The sequence below is a fragment of the Streptomyces sp. NPDC007901 genome (assembly GCF_042959465.1).
Lineage (GTDB): Bacteria > Actinomycetota > Actinomycetes > Streptomycetales > Streptomycetaceae > Streptomyces.
Genome location: NZ_JBIBKW010000006.1, coordinates 189,811 through 204,914, shown reverse-complemented (window position 1 = coordinate 204,914; position 15,104 = coordinate 189,811). Strand labels below are relative to the sequence as shown.

Genomic DNA, 15,104 nt, shown 5'->3' with positions numbered 1-15,104 from the left:
CTCAGAGGCCGTAGACGCGGGTCGCGGTGGTCTCGAAGACGGCGGTGCGGTCGGCCGGTGTGATCAGCCGGGTGGTCGCGTCGAGGACTTCGCCGTACGTCGCGGCCGGAGTGCACACCGGCCAGTCCGAGCCGAACATCAGGCGGTCCGGGCCGAAGGCGTCCAGGACCGTGTCGGCGTACGGGCGGAGGTCGTCGACCGTCCAGGAGGCGGGATCGGCCTCGGTGACCATGCCGGAGAGCTTGCAGAAGGTGTGGGGGAGGGCGGCGAGGGAGCGTACGGCGGTGGCCCAGGGGTCCAGGGTGCCGGAGGCGATGGGGGGCTTGCCCAGATGGTCCAGGACGAAGGTGAGGTGGGGATGGGCCTGCGCCGCCTTGACGGCGGCCGGCAGCTGGTGGGGCCGGACGATCAGGTCGTAGACGAGACCCGCGTCCGCGAGCGCGGTCAGGCCCCGGTGCACGTCCCGGCGCAGCAGCCACTCCGGGTCCGGTTCCCCCTGGACCTGGTGGCGGATGCCCTTCAGGTAGGAGCCGCCGGGGAGTTCGCGCAGGCGGGCGAGTTCGTCGGCGATGCCGGGGTGGGTGAGGTCGGTCCAGCCGACGACTCCGACGACCAGCTCGTGGGTGTCGGCGAGGGCCAGGAACTCGGGGGTCTCCTCGGCGACGGTGACCGTCTGGACGAGGACCGTGCCGGTGACCCCGGCCGCCCGTGCCTCGGGTTCGAGGTCCTCGACGGTGAAATTCCGCCGGAGCGGCTGGAGTTCGGGGCCGGTGATCCAGTCCTGGTCCCGTACCGAGAGGTCCCAGACGTGGTGGTGGGCGTCGATCGTCATGGCAGCTCCCATACGACGGGCAGGCCGGCGTCCGCTCCCGCCTCGGAGTAGTCGTGGACGACGTCCAGGAGCTCGGCCATCCGGGCCTGCCAGGCGATGTTGACCGGGAGTCTCTCCAGTTCGCCGAGGAGGCGGCCGTAGTCCGCGCAGTCCAGGACGTGGAAGAGGTCGGTGCCGCTGCGCCAGATGGTCCAGGAGGTGACACCGGCCGCCCGGATGGCGTCGGTGAGTTCGGCGGGGACCTCGCGGTGGGCGGCCTCGTAGGCGGCGATGCGGTCCGCCCTGACCCTGGTGTGCAGGGCGACTCTCATGCCGGGCCCTCCGTCGGCAGGGGCGCGTCGGCGGGCAGGAGTCCGGTGGCGCGCAGTTCCTGCCAGAAGGCGGCGGGCACGGGCGTGGCGAACTGCCGTGCGCCGTCCTCGATCTCGGCCGCCGAGCGGGCGCCGACCAGGACGCTCGCCACGGCCGGGTGGGCGGCGCAGAAGGCGAGGGCGGCGGCGCGCAGGGTGGTGCCGTGCTGTTCGGCGAGCGACTTGAGGCGCAGCGCGCGGGAGAGCAACTCCTGTGGCGCCTGGGCATAGTTGTAGGTCGCGTCCGGCGTCGGGTTCGCCAGCAGGCCGGAGTTGAAGGCGCCGCCGATCACCACCGAGGCGCCGCGTTCCTCGGCGGCCGGCAGCAGGTCGGCGAGGGCGCTCTGGTCGAGGAGGGTGTAGCGGCCCGCGCACAGCACCACGTCGACGTCGGTGTCGCGGACGAACCGGGTGAGCATGGCCGTCTGGTTCATGCCGGCGCCGATCGCGCCCACGACCCCCTCGGAGCGGAGTTTCTCCAGGGCCGGGTAGCCCTCGCGGAAGGCCTGTTCGGCGTGTTCGTCGGGGTCGTGGAGGTAGACGACGTCGACCCGGTCCAGACCGAGCCGCTCCAGGCTGGCCTCCAGGGTGCGGCGGATGCCGTCGGCGGTGAAGTCCCAGACCCGGCGGAGGGTGTCGGGCACGGCGAAGCCGTTGGCGAGGTCGTCCCCGTCTCCGGGCCCGGGCTCCAGGCGCCGGCCGACCTTGGTGGAGAGCGCGTAGGCCGTACGGTCGTACCCCCGCAGCGCCTCGCCCAGCCGCCGTTCGGACAGGCCGAGGCCGTAGTGCGGGGCGGTGTCGAAGTAGCGGATCCCCTGCTGCAAGGCGGCGCCGACGGTGGCGTACGCCTGCTCGTCGGGGACCTCCGTGTACAGGTTGCCGATCACTGCGGCGCCGAGGCCCAGGGGGCTGACCCGGACGCCGCTCCGGCCGAGGGCGTTCACCGGCCCGCCGGGCGCAGCCGCAGGCCCTGCATACCGCCGTCGACCGCGAGGGAGGTGCCGGTGGTGGCGCCGGACAGGGGGCTCGCCAGGTAGGCGATGGCGAGGGCGACCTCGTCGGCGGAGACCAGGCGGCCGGTGGGCTGGCGGGCCTCCAGGGCGGCGCGTTCGGCGGCCGGGTCGGCGGCCTTGCCGAGCAGCCGGCCGATCCACGGGGTGTCGACCGTGCCGGGGTTGACGCAGTTGACGCGGACGCCCTCTTGGACGTGGTCGGCGGCCATGGCCAGGGTCAGCGAGTAGACCGCGCCCTTGGTGGCGCTGTACAGGGCGCGCTGGGGCAGACCGGCGGTGGCGGCGATGGAGCAGGTGTTGACGACGGCCGCGTGCGCGGAGCGGCGCAGGTGCGGGAGAGCGGCGCGGGCGGCGCGGACCATGCCGAGGACGTTGACGTCGAAGACCCGGTGCCATTCGGCGTCGTCGTTGTCCTCGACGGTGCCCTGGGCGCCGATGCCCGCGTTGTTGATCAGCACGTCGAGGCCGCCGAGCGCCTCCGCGGCGCTCTGCACGGCCGTCCGCACGGAGGTGTCGTCGGTGACGTCGGCCCGGAAGCCGAGCAGCGGCTTCTCCACGGAGGACGGGTCGAGGTCGAGGACGGCGACCTGGGCGCCGCGCTCGGCGAGGAGTTCGGCGGTGGCCCGCCCGATGCCGGAGGCGCCGCCGGTGACCAGGGCTTTGAGGCCCTCGAAGTCGGTCATGCCGCCTGTCCCTTCTGTGTTTCGGGGTCGGCGGCCCAGAAGGTGCCGCCGGGGTAGGTGTACTCCGCGACGGACTCCGTTCGCAGGGCGGCCGAGAAGCCCGGTGCGGTGGGCGCCGCGTAATGACCTTCGCGGATCACCACCGGATCGAGGAAGTGGTCGTGCAGATGGTCGACGTACTCGATGACCCGGTCCTCGGTGGTGCCGGAGACGGCCAGGTAGTCGAACATCGAGAGGTGCTGGACGAGTTCGCACAGTCCGACCCCGCCGGCGTGCGGGCAGACCGGGACGCCGAACTTGGCGGCCAGCAGCAGGATGGCGAGGTTCTCGTTGACCCCGCCGACCCGGGCCGCGTCGATCTGGACGACGTCGAGGGCGCCGGCCTGGAGCATCTGCTTGAAGACGATCCGGTTCTGGACGTGTTCGCCGGTGGCGACCTTGACCGGGGCGACCGCCCGGCGGATCGCGGCGTGGCCGAGGATGTCGTCGGGGCTGGTGGGCTCCTCGATCCAGTACGGGTCGAACTCGGCGAGGGCCCTGGTCCAGCGGATGGCCTCGTCGACGTCCCAGCGCTGGTTGGCGTCGATGGCCATGCGGATGTCCGGGCCGACGACCGCGCGGGCCACCCGGCAGCGCCGGATGTCGTCCGCCAGGTCGGCGCCGACCTTCAGCTTGATCTGCCGGAAGCCGTCGGCGACCGCCTCGGCGGCGAGCCGGGTGAGCTTCTCGTCGTCGTAGCCGAGCCAGCCCGCGGAGGTGGTGTAGGCGGGGAAGCCGCGCTCCAGGAGGCGGGCCCGGCGCTCCCCGGCGCCCTCGCGGCCCCGGCGCAGGATGCCGAGGGCCTCCTCGGGGGTGAGGGCGTCGGTGAGGTAGCGGAAGTCGATCTGGCGGACGATCCACTCGGGTTCGGCGTCGGCGAGCAGCTGCCACAGCGGCTTTCCGGCGCGCCGGGCGGCGAGGTCCCAGACGGCGTTGATCACCGCGCCGATCGCCATGTGCATCACGCCCTTCTCGGGGCCGAGCCAGCGCAGCTGGCTGTCCCCGATCAGGTCCTGGAAGAGCGTTCCGGGGTCGTCGCAGATCTCGTCGACCGAACGGCCGAGCACATGGTTCCGCAGTGCGTCGATCGCGGCGACCTGGACGTCGTTGCCCCGCCCGATGGTGAACGTGAACCCGTGCCCCTCGTGCCCGTCGCCCGCGTCCGTGCGCAGCACGACATAGGCCGCCGAGTAGTCGGGGTCCGGGTTCATCGCGTCGGAGCCGTCCAGCTCGCGCGAGGTGGGGAAGCGGATGTCATAGGTGTCGACCGCGGTGACGCGACCAGAGGAACCGGGGCTCGGGGACACGGACTGCCTTTCCGTCGGGGGGAGTTCGGGGCGCGGGGGATCAGTCCTGCGCCCGTCCCGTGGTGACACGGGCGATCATGAGGGCGACCAGGATGATGCCGCCGTAGATGGCCTGGATCCAGAACGACGGGACCTGCGCCAGGGTGAGCAGGTTCTGTACGACACCCAGGAGGAGTACGCCGGTCAGGGCGCCGAACATGGTGCCCTTGCCGCCGTCCAGGCTGATGCCGCCGATCACCGCCGCCGCGAACACCGTGAAGATCATGTTGTTGCCCTGGTTGGCGCTGATCGCGCCCACGTACCCGGTCTGCATGATGCCGCCGACCGAGGCCAGTACCCCGGCCACCACGAACACCCCGAGCATCACCCGGTCGACGCGGATGCCGGCGGCGCGGGCCGCGTCGGCGTTGCCGCCGATGGCGTAGAGGGCGCGGCCGACGCGGTGGTACCTCAGGACGAGCCCGGTGACCGCGAAGGCGACCGCGGCCAGCCACACCGACATCGGGACGTTGAGGAAGGTGGTGGTGGCCAGGGTGAAGAAGCTGTCGGGCATCCCGAACAGCGTCTTGCCCTTGGTGGCGCCGACCAGCACACCGCGCAGCACGATCAGCATCGCCAGCGTCACGATGAACGCGTTGAGCTTGAACTTCACGACCAGGATGCCGTTGAAGGCACCGACGGCCGCGCCGACCACCAGGATCGCCAGCAGGGCGAGGGGCGCCGGGAACTCCGTGCCCCAGCCGGACTCCGCGGAGGGCAGCACGAGCAGGGCGCCGACGGCGGGCGCGATGCCGACGACCGACTCCAGGGAGAGGTCGAACTTGCCGGTGATCAGCACCAGCGACTCGGCGAGCACCACCATCGCGAGGGCCGCGGAGGCACCGAGGATGGAGATCAGGTTGCGCTCGGTGAGGAACGAGTCGTTGACCACCGCACCGAGCACCATCAGCAGCAACAGGGCGGGGACGAGGGCGAGTTCACGGGCCCGGCGCAGCAGGACGGTACGGGCCGCGCGCGGGTCCGGGGAGCGCACCGGGGTGAGCGGCGGAGCCTTGGTCTCAGCCATGGTCCACTCCTTCTATGGAGGCGATCAGCTCGTGGTCGTGCCAGCCGGCCGGGTGTTCGGCGACGATCCGGCCGTGGAAGAGGACGAGGACGCGGTCGCAGCGCCGCAGGTCGTCGAGTTCGTCGGAGACGACCAGCACGGCGGTGCCGTCCTCACGGGCGCTGTCCACCCGGGCCAGCAGCGACTCCTTGGACTTCACGTCCACACCCGCGGTGGGGTTGACCAGGACGAGCAGCCGGGGGTCGGAGGCGAGGGCGCGGGCCATGACGACCTTCTGCGCGTTGCCGCCGGACAGGTCGGAGACGGGCTGTTCGGGGCCCTCGGCGTGGATGTCGAGGCGTTCGATCAGCCCGGTGGCGAACCCGCGCTTGCGGTCGGTGCCGACGAACCCGTGCCGGCCCAGCCGGTCGAGCACGGTCATGGTGGCGTTGTCGCCGATGCTCATGCCGGGGACCAGGCCCTGGTCGTGCCGGTCGCGGGGCACGAAGCCGACACCGGCCCTCAGCGCGGCCCGCACGTCGCCGAACGGCAGCTGCTTCTCCTGCAGTCGCGCGGTCCCGCCGGTCGGGGTGCGCAACCCGGCGATGGTCTCGGCGAGTTCGATCTTGCCGCTGCCGCTGGTGCCGGCCAGGCCGACGACCTCGCCGCTGCGGACGGTGAGATCGATGCCCTCGTACGACTCCGACGTGAGCCCGCTGGTGCTGAGGACGACGGGCGCCCCGGTGGGCACCACGTCCCGCGCCCGCTGTTCCTGTCCGGTCACCGCCTCCCCCGCCATCGCCTCCACCAGGGCGGCCCTGGGCAGGTCGGCGACGGGAGCGGTGGTGATCCAGCGGGCGTCGCGGAGGACGGTGACGGTCTGGCAGACCTCGTAGACCTCCTGGAGGTGGTGCGAGATGAACAGGAAGGTCACGCCCGAGTCCTGCAGCGCCCGCATCCGGCCGAACAGCCGCTCGATCTCCCGGTTGTCGAGCTGGGCCGTCGGTTCGTCGAGGACGATGAACCGGGCGCCGAAGCTCAGCGCCCGGGCGATCTCGACCATCTGCCGGTCCTCGACCTTGAGGTCGGCGGTGCGGGCCTCGGGGTCGACGCGCACGTCCCAGGTGTCGAGCAGCGCGGCGGCTTCCCTGTGGAGTCGCCGCCAGCTGATGAACCCGCGGTGCAGCGGCTGCCGGTTGATGAACAGGTTCTCGGCGACCGTGAGTTCCGGGACGACCGTGGGCTTCTGGTAGACGCAGGCGACCTTGCGCCGCCAGGCGTCCCGGTCGGCGAGCGCGGGCGCGGGTTCGCCGTCGAAGCGGACCGTGCCCTCGTCCGGGGCCTGCAGGCCGGTGAGGACGTTGACCAGGGTGGACTTGCCGGCGCCGTTGCGGCCGACGAGGGCGTGGGACTCGCCGGGCAGCACGGTGAGCCGGCCGTCGGCGAGGGCGACGGTGGGGCCGTACCGCTTGACGATGTCCCGGGCCTCAACGAGTGGCGTGATCATTTGACCGTGTTGCCCCAGAGCTTCGGGTCGTCCACGTTGTCCTTGGTGACCAGCGGCGCGGGCAGCTGGTCCTCAAGGATGCCGCTGGAGAGCTTGACGATCGTGGAGTCGTGATCGGTCGGACCCGGCTTGAACGTCTTCCCCTCCATCGCCGCCTTGATGTAGTACATGCCGTACTTGGCGTAGGCGTCGGCGGGCTGGGAGACGGTCGCGTCGATCTGGCCCTTGCGGATGGCGTCGAACTCCTGCGGAATGCCGTCGTTGGAGACGATCACTATGTGCCCGCTCTGCCCGGCCGTCTTGAGCATGCCCTTGGACTTCAGGGTCTGCAGGGTCGGGGCCAGGTAGACACCGCCGGCCTGCATGTAGATGCCCTTGATGTCGGGGTTGGCGTTGAGCAGGGTGCCCAGCTGGGAGGCGGCCGTGTCGGACTCCCACTTGGCGGGGATCTCCAGGACCTTGAGCTTCGGGTACTTCTTCTTCACGCAGGCGCGGAACGCCTCGGAGCGGTCCCGGCCGTTGACCGAGGCGAGGTCGCCCATGATCTGCACGACCTTGCCGCTGGTGATGTGCGCGCCGAGGTACTCGCAGGCCTTCTCGCCGTAGGCGACGTTGTCGGCGCGGACGACCATGGCGACCTTGCCCTTGTCGGGCGCCACGTCCACGGCGACCACGGGCACGCCCTTGCGCTCGGCCTGGTCGAGGCCGGCCTCGATGGCGGCGCTGTCCAGCGGGGCGACGACGAGACCCTTCACGCCCTGGTTGAGCTCGTTGTTGATGTCGGTGATCTGCTGCGAGGGGTCGCTGTTGGAGTTGACCGTCTTCAGCGCGTCGACCCCCTCGGACTTCGCCATCTTCGGCACGTAGTCGTTGTACGACTGCCAGAACGGCGAGGTCAGCAGGGGCAGGATCACCCCGACCTTGCCGGTGCCGCCGCCACCGGCGCTGCCGCTGCCGGTGTCCTTGGTGCTGCCGCATGCGGCGAGCATCAGCGAGGCACCGACCGCCAGGGCCGTCGCGCCGGTGATCCGGTACCTGTTCCGCTTCCTCAGTGTTCTGCCGGGCATCTGGCAGCTCCTCATCGAGCGTGTTCGAGCAGATGCCCGCATACTTATCAGACCACTCGGCGCTTTCAACACCCTGCGGACGCGATTTTTCCGCCGAACGAGCCATAGTGGTCCGACCACCTCGCTGGCTAGACTGCGGCCCACCGGCGACAGGAGGAGCGGTGTGGACGAGACAGCCCCGCAGAAGGGCACGGTGCCGCAGCGCGCCATCGAGCAGATCAAGGCGATGATCGGGGAAGGCCGCCTGGAGCCGGGCCAGCGACTGCCGACGGAACGGGATCTCGCCGCCCAGCTGGGCATCTCCCGCAGCTCCATGCGTGAGGCGATCCGCGCGCTGACGGTCCTGGGTGTGCTGGAGGCCCGGCACGGCTCCGGCATCTACGTCACCCAGCTGGAGGCGGGTGACCTGCTGGAGACGTTCGGGGTGGTCGCCGATCTGTCGCGCGGGCCGCGCCTGGTGGAACTGCTGGAGGTGCGGCGGGTGCTGGAGTCGACGGCGACGGCGCTGGCCGCCGCGCGGATCGGCGCCGATCAGCTGGCCGAGGTGGAGAAGCATCTTGCCGCGATGAACGCGACGGACGATCCCGAGGAGATCCTCGCGCACGATCTCGCGTTCCACCGGGTGATCGCGGGGGCGGCGGGCAACGACACGATGGCCGCGATTCTGGAGGGGCTGTCGTCTCGGACGTTCCGGGCCCGGGTGTGGCGCGGGTACCAGGAGGAGGGGGCGTTCGCGCGGACGCGGCGGGAGCATGCGGCGATCCACCGGGCCCTCGTCGCCCGGGATCCGGAGGCGGCGAGGGCTGCGGCGGCGGCGCATGTGGGTGAGGTGGAGGAGTGGTTGCGTGCGCAGATAGGGGCCTAGTGCCGTGTGGCGGCCGCGGGTGGGTGGGGGCTGAGCGCGCCCACGCGGCGGTAGCCGCATATCGGGCACGGCCCCGCGCCCCTAAAGGGGCGCCAAGCGGAGCGTTACTAGTTCGAACGGGCGGAGTCGCAGCGGGATTCGGTTGCCGTCCCGGTCCTGGATCTGTTCGTTCAGCGGGCGCTCCAACAGGTCTGTCGCCGTGACCTCCGCGACCCCGAAGCCCGCCGTGAGGGTCGCCTTTGCCCTGCCTCCGTGGGCCTCGTGGAAGCGGACCACCACGTCGCCGCTGCCGTCGTCCGCCAGCTTCACCGCCGTGATGACGACCGCGTCGTTGTCGACCGTGACCAGCGGGGTCACGTCCTGCCCGCCCGTCAGTCCGCGCTCCGGCAGGTTGATCCGCCACCCCTCCCGCACCGCGTCCGCGATGCCCGCGCCCGGGACCAGGGCGTGCCGGAAGCGGTGGATGCCCTGGTCGGTCTCCGGGTCGGGGAAGCGCGGGGCCCGGAGCAGGGAGACGCGGACGGTGGTCGTCGTGGATCGGTCGCCGTCGGTGCGGACGCTGCGCGTCACATCGTGGCCGTAGGTCGAGTCGTTGACGATGGCCACGCCCCAGCCGGGTTCGGCCAGCTGGACGAAGCGGTGGTTGCAGGCTTCGAACTTGGCTGCCTCCCAGGAGGTGTTGGTGTGGGTGGGGCGGTGGAAGTGCCCGAACTGGGTCTCGGACGCGTACCGTTCGGCGTGCACGTCCAGCGGGAACGCCAGCTTCAGGAACTTCTCCGTCTCGTGCCAGTCCACCTCCGTGTCGATCAGCAGCCGGCGTTCGCCGGGCGCCAGCGACAGCACCTGGGTGACACGGGACGAGCCGAAGGACCGCACGATCCGGACGCCCTGGTCGTCGGCGGTGAGCTCCTCGGTGTCCGTGAGGTCGGTGACGGCGTTGCGGTAGAAGGCGTCGACGTCCCAGGCGTCCCACATGTTCGGGAAGTCCGGGTGGAGTTGGAGGAGGTTGGCGGCCGTGCCGGGGGCGACGGTCTCGCGGTCGGCGTCGAGGTCGTAGGCGGACACGACCAGGCCGCGGGCGTCGATCTCGACGCGCAGGAGGCCGTTGGCAAGGACGTATCCGCCCTCGGGCCGTTCCGAGAGGGTCACGCCGCCGGGGGGCTGTGCGACGGCCGCGCCGCCGGCGGGCACACCGTTCCTGCCGTGCGGGGCCGAGTTGAAGACCAGGTGCCGGTCCCCCTCCCCCGCAAGGGCACGCTGGGCCGCGCCGATGATCTCGTCCAGTTCCGCGGCGATCCGCCGGTAGGCCGCCCGGGCCTCGCGGTGCACCCAGGCGATCGACGAGCCGGGCAGGATGTCGTGGAACTGGTGGAGCAGGACCGTCTTCCAGATGCGGTCCAGGTCCTCGTAGGGGTAGGGGAAGCCGGTGCGTACGGCGGCGGTGGCCGCCCACAGTTCGGCCTCCCGCAGGAGGTGTTCGCTGCGCCGGTTGCCCTGCTTGGTCTGCGCCTGGCTGGTGAGGGTGGCACGGTGGAGTTCGAGGTAGAGCTCGCCGACCCAGACGGGCGCGTCCGGGTACTCGGCCTCGGCCTTGTCGAAGAACGCCTCGGGGGTCTCCCAGACCACGGCCGGCGCGCCCTCCAGGTCGCGTACCCGGGCCGCCTTGGCGACCATCTCGCGGGTCGTGCCGCCGCCTCCGTCGCCCCACCCGGTCGGTGCGAGGGAGTGCCGGGCCCGGCCCTTGTCCTTGAAGTTGCGGGCCGCGTGGGCGAGTTCGCTGCCCTTCATCGAGCAGTTGTAGGTGTCGACGGGCGGGAAGTGGGTGAAGATCCGGGTGCCGTCGATGCCCTCCCACTGGAAGGTGTGGTGCGGGAACTTGTTCGTCTGGGACCAGGAGATCTTCTGGGTGAGGAGCCGGGTCGACCCCGCCGCCCGGATGATCTGCGGCAGTCCGGCGGCGAAGCCGAAGGTGTCCGGCAGCCAGGCCTCGTCGTTCTCGATGCCGAACTCGTCGAGGAAGAACCGCTTGCCGTGCACGAACTGACGGGCCATCGCCTCCGAGCCGGGCATGTTGGTGTCCGACTCCACCCACATCCCGCCGGCCGGCACGAACCGCCCTTCCGCGACCGCCTTCTTCACCTTCGCCCACACCTCGGGCCGGTGCTCCTTCACCCACGCCCACTGCTGGGCCTGGGACATGGCGAACACGAAGTCGGGCTCGTCCTCGATGAGGGCGGTCATGTTGGCGGTGGTGCGGGCGACCTTGCGGACCGTCTCGCGCAGCGGCCACAGCCACGCGGAGTCGATGTGCGCGTGGCCGACGGCGCTGATGCGGTGGGCGGAGGGTGCGGCGGGCACGGCGAGGACGTCGGCGAGGAGGGAACGGGCGCGGGCCGCCGTACCGCCCACGTCCTGCAGGTCGACGGCGTCCAGGGCGCGTTCGACCGCGCGCAGGATCTCGAAGCGGCGTGCCCCGTCGGCCGGCAGTTCGGCCATCAGCTCGCCGAGCACCTCCAGGTCGATCACCAGGTTCCACACCGTATCGTCGAAGACGGCCAGGTCCATCCGGGTGAGCGTGTACTGCGGTTCCCGGCCGGCGGTGTCCTTGTCGCCGAGCGCGGTGGGCCGGAAGGGGTGGTAGTCGAGGATGACGGGGTTGGAGGCGGCCTCGATGTGCAGCCGTACCTCCTCGCCGCCCTCGGCCGGGGTGCCGACGCGGACCCACTGGTTGCGTGGGTTGAGGCCCTTCACCGGGGTGCCGTCGGGCCGGTAGACCAGGCCCTCGCACTGGAAGCCGGGCATGTTCTCGTCGAACCCGAGATCGAGCAGGGCCTCCACGGTGCGGCCCGCCCACTTCTCGGGGACGGTTCCGGTCACCCGGAACCAGCTGGTGCCCCACGGAGCACCCCACCGGGCGCCCACCGCGATCGGCTCGGGCTCGGCCGCGAGTCCCTCGGCGACCGGCACGGGCTCGCCGGGGGCGTGCCAGACGGCGACGTCGAGCGGCACGGACTCGGGGTACACGGCGGGGCGGATGCGCTCGTCGAGGACGCGCCTCAGGCGGGCTTCGACCAGGCTGCGGTCGTCATGCATGTGGGGTGCTCCGTTTGTTCGTTACCGGTTACCAGGTGTGCGCGACGGTCACGGGGTCCGACGAGGTGTACAGCTCCCCTACCGCGCGCACTTCGAACCGTGCCGCGTCCTCGCCCTGCTCCGGCTGGAGCCCGGTGAGGTAGGAGGCCCGCTGGCCGGTGGCGCCGAGGAAGCGCCGGGTGCCATCGGGCAGCAGCCGGTGCAGGGTGTAGTGCCGCACCGCGCCGGGGGCCGCGTCCCAGGCGAGGCGGAGGTCGCCGCCGTTCGCCGCGGTGATCTGCGCGGCGGCGGGCGCGCCGGGGGTGCTCACCGCGTCCCGTACGGCGATCCCGCCGAGCCGCCACTGCACGGGGCCGGCGCTCGCCGTGAGGCGGACGCCGAGGGCGTGGACGGTGCCGGAGAGGCCGGTGAGAGGGACGGTCGCGGTCGACCAACCGTCGCCCGCGTCCACCGGCAGATAGGTGTACGGCGGTGCGGCGCCGGCACTGTCCGGCTCGGCGGTGGCGACGGCGAGTTCGACGTCCACACCGCCGGCGTCGGTCCGGTACGTCAGCTCGACCACCGTCCCGGCCGAGATCGGCAGCCGGGTCGCGTACAGGTCCAGGACCACGGGCTGGTCCAGGGCGCCGTTCACCAGCACGCTGCTGCCGCCCCGCCAGGCGGCGGAGAAGTCGAAGGTCACCGTCGGCCTGGTGCCCGCCGTGCGCACCGCCCACCGCCGGGACGGCAGCCGGTCCTGCAGCCCGAGGTGGTTCCAGGGCGCGTCCGAGGTGACCGCCCCGTCCTCGTACCAGCGCAGCCCGTGGCCCGTGTTGAAGACGCTGGCGAACGGCACCGCCGACACCGTCGACCGGTCCGCCACCGACACGGCCGGCGCCCGCCAGGGGTCCGTGCTGTCGGGCCGGGAGGGGTCCAGTGACCGGCCGGTCCAGAAGCGGTCGTCGGCGGCGTGGAAGTCGCCGGGGGTGCGGCTCGCGGGGAGGTGGTTGCGGGTCCACTCGGGGCGGTAGAAGCCGATCGAGGTGATGTGCGCCGAGCCGGTGGGCACCATCGCGTCCCAGTTCACGGAGGTGTTGGAGCCGTTGGACTCGACGTCGACACCGGCCCACAGCTCGTAGCGGCTGCGGCCGAGCTGGACCGCCTTGGTACCCGAGGAGGCGAGGGTCGAGGTGCTCCACCGGAAGTCCACGAACATGTCGTCGGCGGCCTGGAAGAAGGCCTGGTTCTGGCTGTCGAGCGCGCCCTGCCAGCTGACCGTGCCGTTCACGGTCATCGCGTCGTACCAGGTCACGCGCTGCCCCTGGGCCGCCGCGAGCGACTTGAGCTCGGTGACGAAGCCGAGCATGTCGGTGCCGAGGGCGGTGTTGCCGCCGCTGGTCTCGGCGTTCACGAACCAGCCGTCGAAGCCGTAGGCGGCGGCCAGGGCGACGAGTCGGTCCGCAAGGGGATAGTGCCCGGCGGAGTCCTTCTGGACCAGGTCGCGGGTCCACTGGAGCTGGCCGCCGTAGGCGGTGGGCGGCAGGAAGATGTTGCCGAGGACGGGCACCCCGTGCCGGTGGGCGGCGTCGACGATCGGCGCGTTCGGGGCGAGGATCAGCCCTTCCCCGGCCGAGCCGCCCCAGAAGACCAGTTCGTCGAGGTACGCCCAGTGGGTGAGGGCGTAGTAGTCGGCGGTGGCCGAACCCTGCGAGGGGTTGCCGGAGGTGGGGCCGAAGGACACCAGCGACTGGACCCGGGCCTGCCCGGAGCGTGCGGTGGTGTTGGCCGGGGTCGGGGTGAAGCGGGCGGCGAGCGGCACGGAGGCCGCGTTGAAGGCGAGGTCGGGGTCGCCGGCCGCCGTCCAGGTCTTCAGGCTGCGCCAGGTGATCCCGGCCCCGGGACTGCCGGAGGGGAAGGAGTCCGGGTAGAAGTAGGCGGCGTACGGCGGGGTGGCGCTCGCGGCGGCGGTGGCCTTCGAGGTCGCGGCCAGGGCGGGGGTGGGTAAAAAGGCCGCCGCGGTGGCGGCGATCAGGACGGTGCGTCTGCTGGGGTTCACGAGCGGGTGCCTCCTTGTGGGGTGGGGAGTACCTGGTCGGGAGTGACGACTTCGGTGATGCCGCGCGCGGTGAGATGGTCCCGGTCGGCCGCGCGGGTGTCGAGGACGGTGGTGGGGCGGGCGCCGTCGGCGGCGAGCCGGAACCAGGCGTCGAAGACGGGTCCGCCGGGAGCGCACCGGGAGCGCCGGGCCGGGTCGGCGGGTACGACGAGAGCCGTACGGCGGGCCGTCGCCGTGGCGGGCTCGGCCGCCGCGAGGACGTGGGCGATGTCCTTGGGTTTGCGGTCGTTGGTCAACAGGCCCAGACCGTATTCGAGTTCGGGGAAGTCGGCGAGGGTGCGGCTGACGTCGTGGGAGCACCACCAGGTGATGCCCCAGAGGTCGGGGCAGTCCAGTACGGCGGTGATCGTCGCCTCGGCGAAGGCGGCCGCGTGCTCGGCGGGGATCAGCGGCGCGGGCGCGCCCACCTCCTGGAGCCACACGGGCCGGGCCGGCCCGTCGGCCCAGGCCTTGCTCAGCTCCACCAGGTACGCGCCGTGCTGGCCGGTCTGCAGGGCGGTGCGGCCGTGGCGCTGGGCGGTGCCGTTGAACACCCAGGAGTGCACGGCGGTGAGGTCGCCGAGCCGGGCCGAGTGGGCGGGGGTGAAGGGCTGGTCGTCCTGGTACCAGGCGGCGTCGTAGGAGGCGTGCAGATGAAGCTTGTCCGGGGCGCCCTCGGCGCAGGCGGCGAGCAGCCGTACCAGCCACCGCTCCGCCTCCTGCTCGGTGATCCGGTCCGGATCCGGATGCGGGCCGGCGGCGAACTGGTTGACCTCGTTGCCGACCGTCATCCCGATGAAGTTGGGCCGGTCCGCGAGGGCGGCGGCGAGGGTGCGCAGATAGGCGGCCTCCGCCTCCACGGCCTCCGGGGCGGTGAAGAGGTTGCGCCGGTGCCAGGTGCGGGTCCAGGCGGGCAGGAAGTCGAAGCTGCTCAAGTGCCCTTGCAGGCCGTCGACGTTGACGTCCAGGCCGCGCTCGGCGGCCGCGTCGGCGAGGGCGAGGAGCTGTTCCACGGCGCGCGGGCGGATCAGGGTGCGGTTGGGCTGGAAGTAGGGCCACAGCGGGAAGACCCTGATGTGGTCCAGGCCGAGCGCGGCGATCGAGTCGAGGTCGGCGCGGACCGAGTCCAGGTCGAAGTCGAGCCAGTGGTGGAACCACCCTTCGCTGGGGGTGTAGTTGACGCCGAAGCGCGGCAGGGCAGGAGGCATGTGCGGTCTCCTTGCGGGAAC

The 15,104-nt window shown here is 71.9% G+C and carries 12 protein-coding genes; 1 reads left to right on the top strand and 11 read right to left on the bottom strand.

The genetic code is table 11. From position 1 onward, the window contains the following. Position 1: 1 nt before the first annotated feature. Genes ACFZDK_RS21305 through ACFZDK_RS21270 form a run of 8 tightly spaced genes read right to left on the bottom strand, consistent with a single transcriptional unit; the run spans position 2 to position 7,843 of the window. Positions 2 to 832, bottom strand: coding sequence for an amidohydrolase family protein (locus ACFZDK_RS21305; protein ID WP_390974536.1), 831 nt, complete (start codon positions 830 to 832; stop codon positions 2 to 4). Next, positions 829 to 1,143, bottom strand: a complete 315-nt coding sequence (locus ACFZDK_RS21300; RefSeq protein WP_390974534.1) for an L-rhamnose mutarotase — start codon at positions 1,141 to 1,143, stop codon at positions 829 to 831. The genes ACFZDK_RS21305 and ACFZDK_RS21300 overlap by 4 nt, the downstream gene beginning before the upstream one ends. Then, positions 1,140 to 2,126 (bottom strand): aldo/keto reductase, encoded by a 987-nt coding sequence (locus tag ACFZDK_RS21295; protein ID WP_390974533.1) that lies wholly within the window; start codon positions 2,124 to 2,126, stop codon positions 1,140 to 1,142. Before ACFZDK_RS21295 ends, ACFZDK_RS21300 begins: the two co-directional genes overlap by 4 nt. After that, a complete protein-coding gene (locus tag ACFZDK_RS21290) occupies positions 2,123 to 2,878 on the bottom strand; it encodes an SDR family oxidoreductase (RefSeq protein ID WP_390974531.1) in 756 nt (251 codons plus the stop codon). Before ACFZDK_RS21290 ends, ACFZDK_RS21295 begins: the two co-directional genes overlap by 4 nt. Further along, positions 2,875 to 4,224 (bottom strand): enolase C-terminal domain-like protein, encoded by a 1,350-nt coding sequence (locus tag ACFZDK_RS21285; RefSeq protein ID WP_390974530.1) that lies wholly within the window; start codon positions 4,222 to 4,224, stop codon positions 2,875 to 2,877. The genes ACFZDK_RS21290 and ACFZDK_RS21285 overlap by 4 nt, the downstream gene beginning before the upstream one ends. 40 nt (positions 4,225 to 4,264) lie before the next feature. Continuing rightward, the gene (locus tag ACFZDK_RS21280) at positions 4,265 to 5,290 is read right to left on the bottom strand and encodes an ABC transporter permease (RefSeq protein ID WP_355711111.1); all 1,026 of its coding nucleotides are present in this window, start codon (positions 5,288 to 5,290) and stop codon (positions 4,265 to 4,267) included. Next, positions 5,283 to 6,776, bottom strand: a complete 1,494-nt coding sequence (locus ACFZDK_RS21275; RefSeq protein WP_390974528.1) for an ATP-binding cassette domain-containing protein — start codon at positions 6,774 to 6,776, stop codon at positions 5,283 to 5,285. The genes ACFZDK_RS21280 and ACFZDK_RS21275 overlap by 8 nt, the downstream gene beginning before the upstream one ends. Then, the gene (locus ACFZDK_RS21270) at positions 6,773 to 7,843 is read right to left on the bottom strand and encodes a substrate-binding domain-containing protein (RefSeq protein ID WP_390974526.1); all 1,071 of its coding nucleotides are present in this window, start codon (positions 7,841 to 7,843) and stop codon (positions 6,773 to 6,775) included. The genes ACFZDK_RS21275 and ACFZDK_RS21270 overlap by 4 nt, the downstream gene beginning before the upstream one ends. A 163-nt stretch (positions 7,844 to 8,006) precedes the next feature. Between ACFZDK_RS21270 and ACFZDK_RS21265 the strand changes: the two genes are divergently transcribed. Then, entirely contained in the window at positions 8,007 to 8,708 is a 702-nt protein-coding gene (locus ACFZDK_RS21265) for an FCD domain-containing protein (protein ID WP_390974525.1), read from the top strand. Positions 8,709 to 8,789: 81 nt separating this feature from the next. Here the strand turns inward: ACFZDK_RS21265 and ACFZDK_RS21260 are convergent, their stop codons facing one another. The 3 genes from ACFZDK_RS21260 to ACFZDK_RS21250 are packed head-to-tail and all read right to left on the bottom strand — an operon-like array spanning position 8,790 to position 15,083. Beyond that, positions 8,790 to 11,801 (bottom strand): glycoside hydrolase family 38 C-terminal domain-containing protein, encoded by a 3,012-nt coding sequence (locus tag ACFZDK_RS21260; protein ID WP_390974524.1) that lies wholly within the window; start codon positions 11,799 to 11,801, stop codon positions 8,790 to 8,792. A gap of 28 nt (positions 11,802 to 11,829) precedes the next feature. Next, positions 11,830 to 13,836: an endo-beta-N-acetylglucosaminidase gene (locus ACFZDK_RS21255; protein WP_390974522.1), complete on the bottom strand. Its 2,007-nt coding sequence runs from the start codon at positions 13,834 to 13,836 to the stop codon at positions 11,830 to 11,832. Next, on the bottom strand, positions 13,833 to 15,083 hold the full coding sequence (locus ACFZDK_RS21250; RefSeq protein ID WP_390974521.1) for a glycosyl hydrolase: 1,251 nt from the start codon (positions 15,081 to 15,083) through the stop codon (positions 13,833 to 13,835). Before ACFZDK_RS21250 ends, ACFZDK_RS21255 begins: the two co-directional genes overlap by 4 nt. Positions 15,084 to 15,104 lie beyond the last annotated feature (21 nt).

Coding starts and splice junctions, on each gene's coding strand:
- ACFZDK_RS21305 (WP_390974536.1), bottom strand. CDS start 832: ATGACGATCGACGCCCACCACCACGTCTGGGACCTCTCGGTACGGGAC.
- ACFZDK_RS21300 (WP_390974534.1), bottom strand. CDS start 1,143: ATGAGAGTCGCCCTGCACACCAGGGTCAGGGCGGACCGCATCGCCGCC.
- ACFZDK_RS21290 (WP_390974531.1), bottom strand. CDS start 2,878: ATGACCGACTTCGAGGGCCTCAAAGCCCTGGTCACCGGCGGCGCCTCC.
- ACFZDK_RS21280 (WP_355711111.1), bottom strand. CDS start 5,290: ATGGCTGAGACCAAGGCTCCGCCGCTCACCCCGGTGCGCTCCCCGGAC.
- ACFZDK_RS21275 (WP_390974528.1), bottom strand. CDS start 6,776: ATGATCACGCCACTCGTTGAGGCCCGGGACATCGTCAAGCGGTACGGC.
- ACFZDK_RS21270 (WP_390974526.1), bottom strand. CDS start 7,843: ATGCCCGGCAGAACACTGAGGAAGCGGAACAGGTACCGGATCACCGGC.
- ACFZDK_RS21260 (WP_390974524.1), bottom strand. CDS start 11,801: ATGCATGACGACCGCAGCCTGGTCGAAGCCCGCCTGAGGCGCGTCCTC.
- ACFZDK_RS21250 (WP_390974521.1), bottom strand. CDS start 15,083: ATGCCTCCTGCCCTGCCGCGCTTCGGCGTCAACTACACCCCCAGCGAA.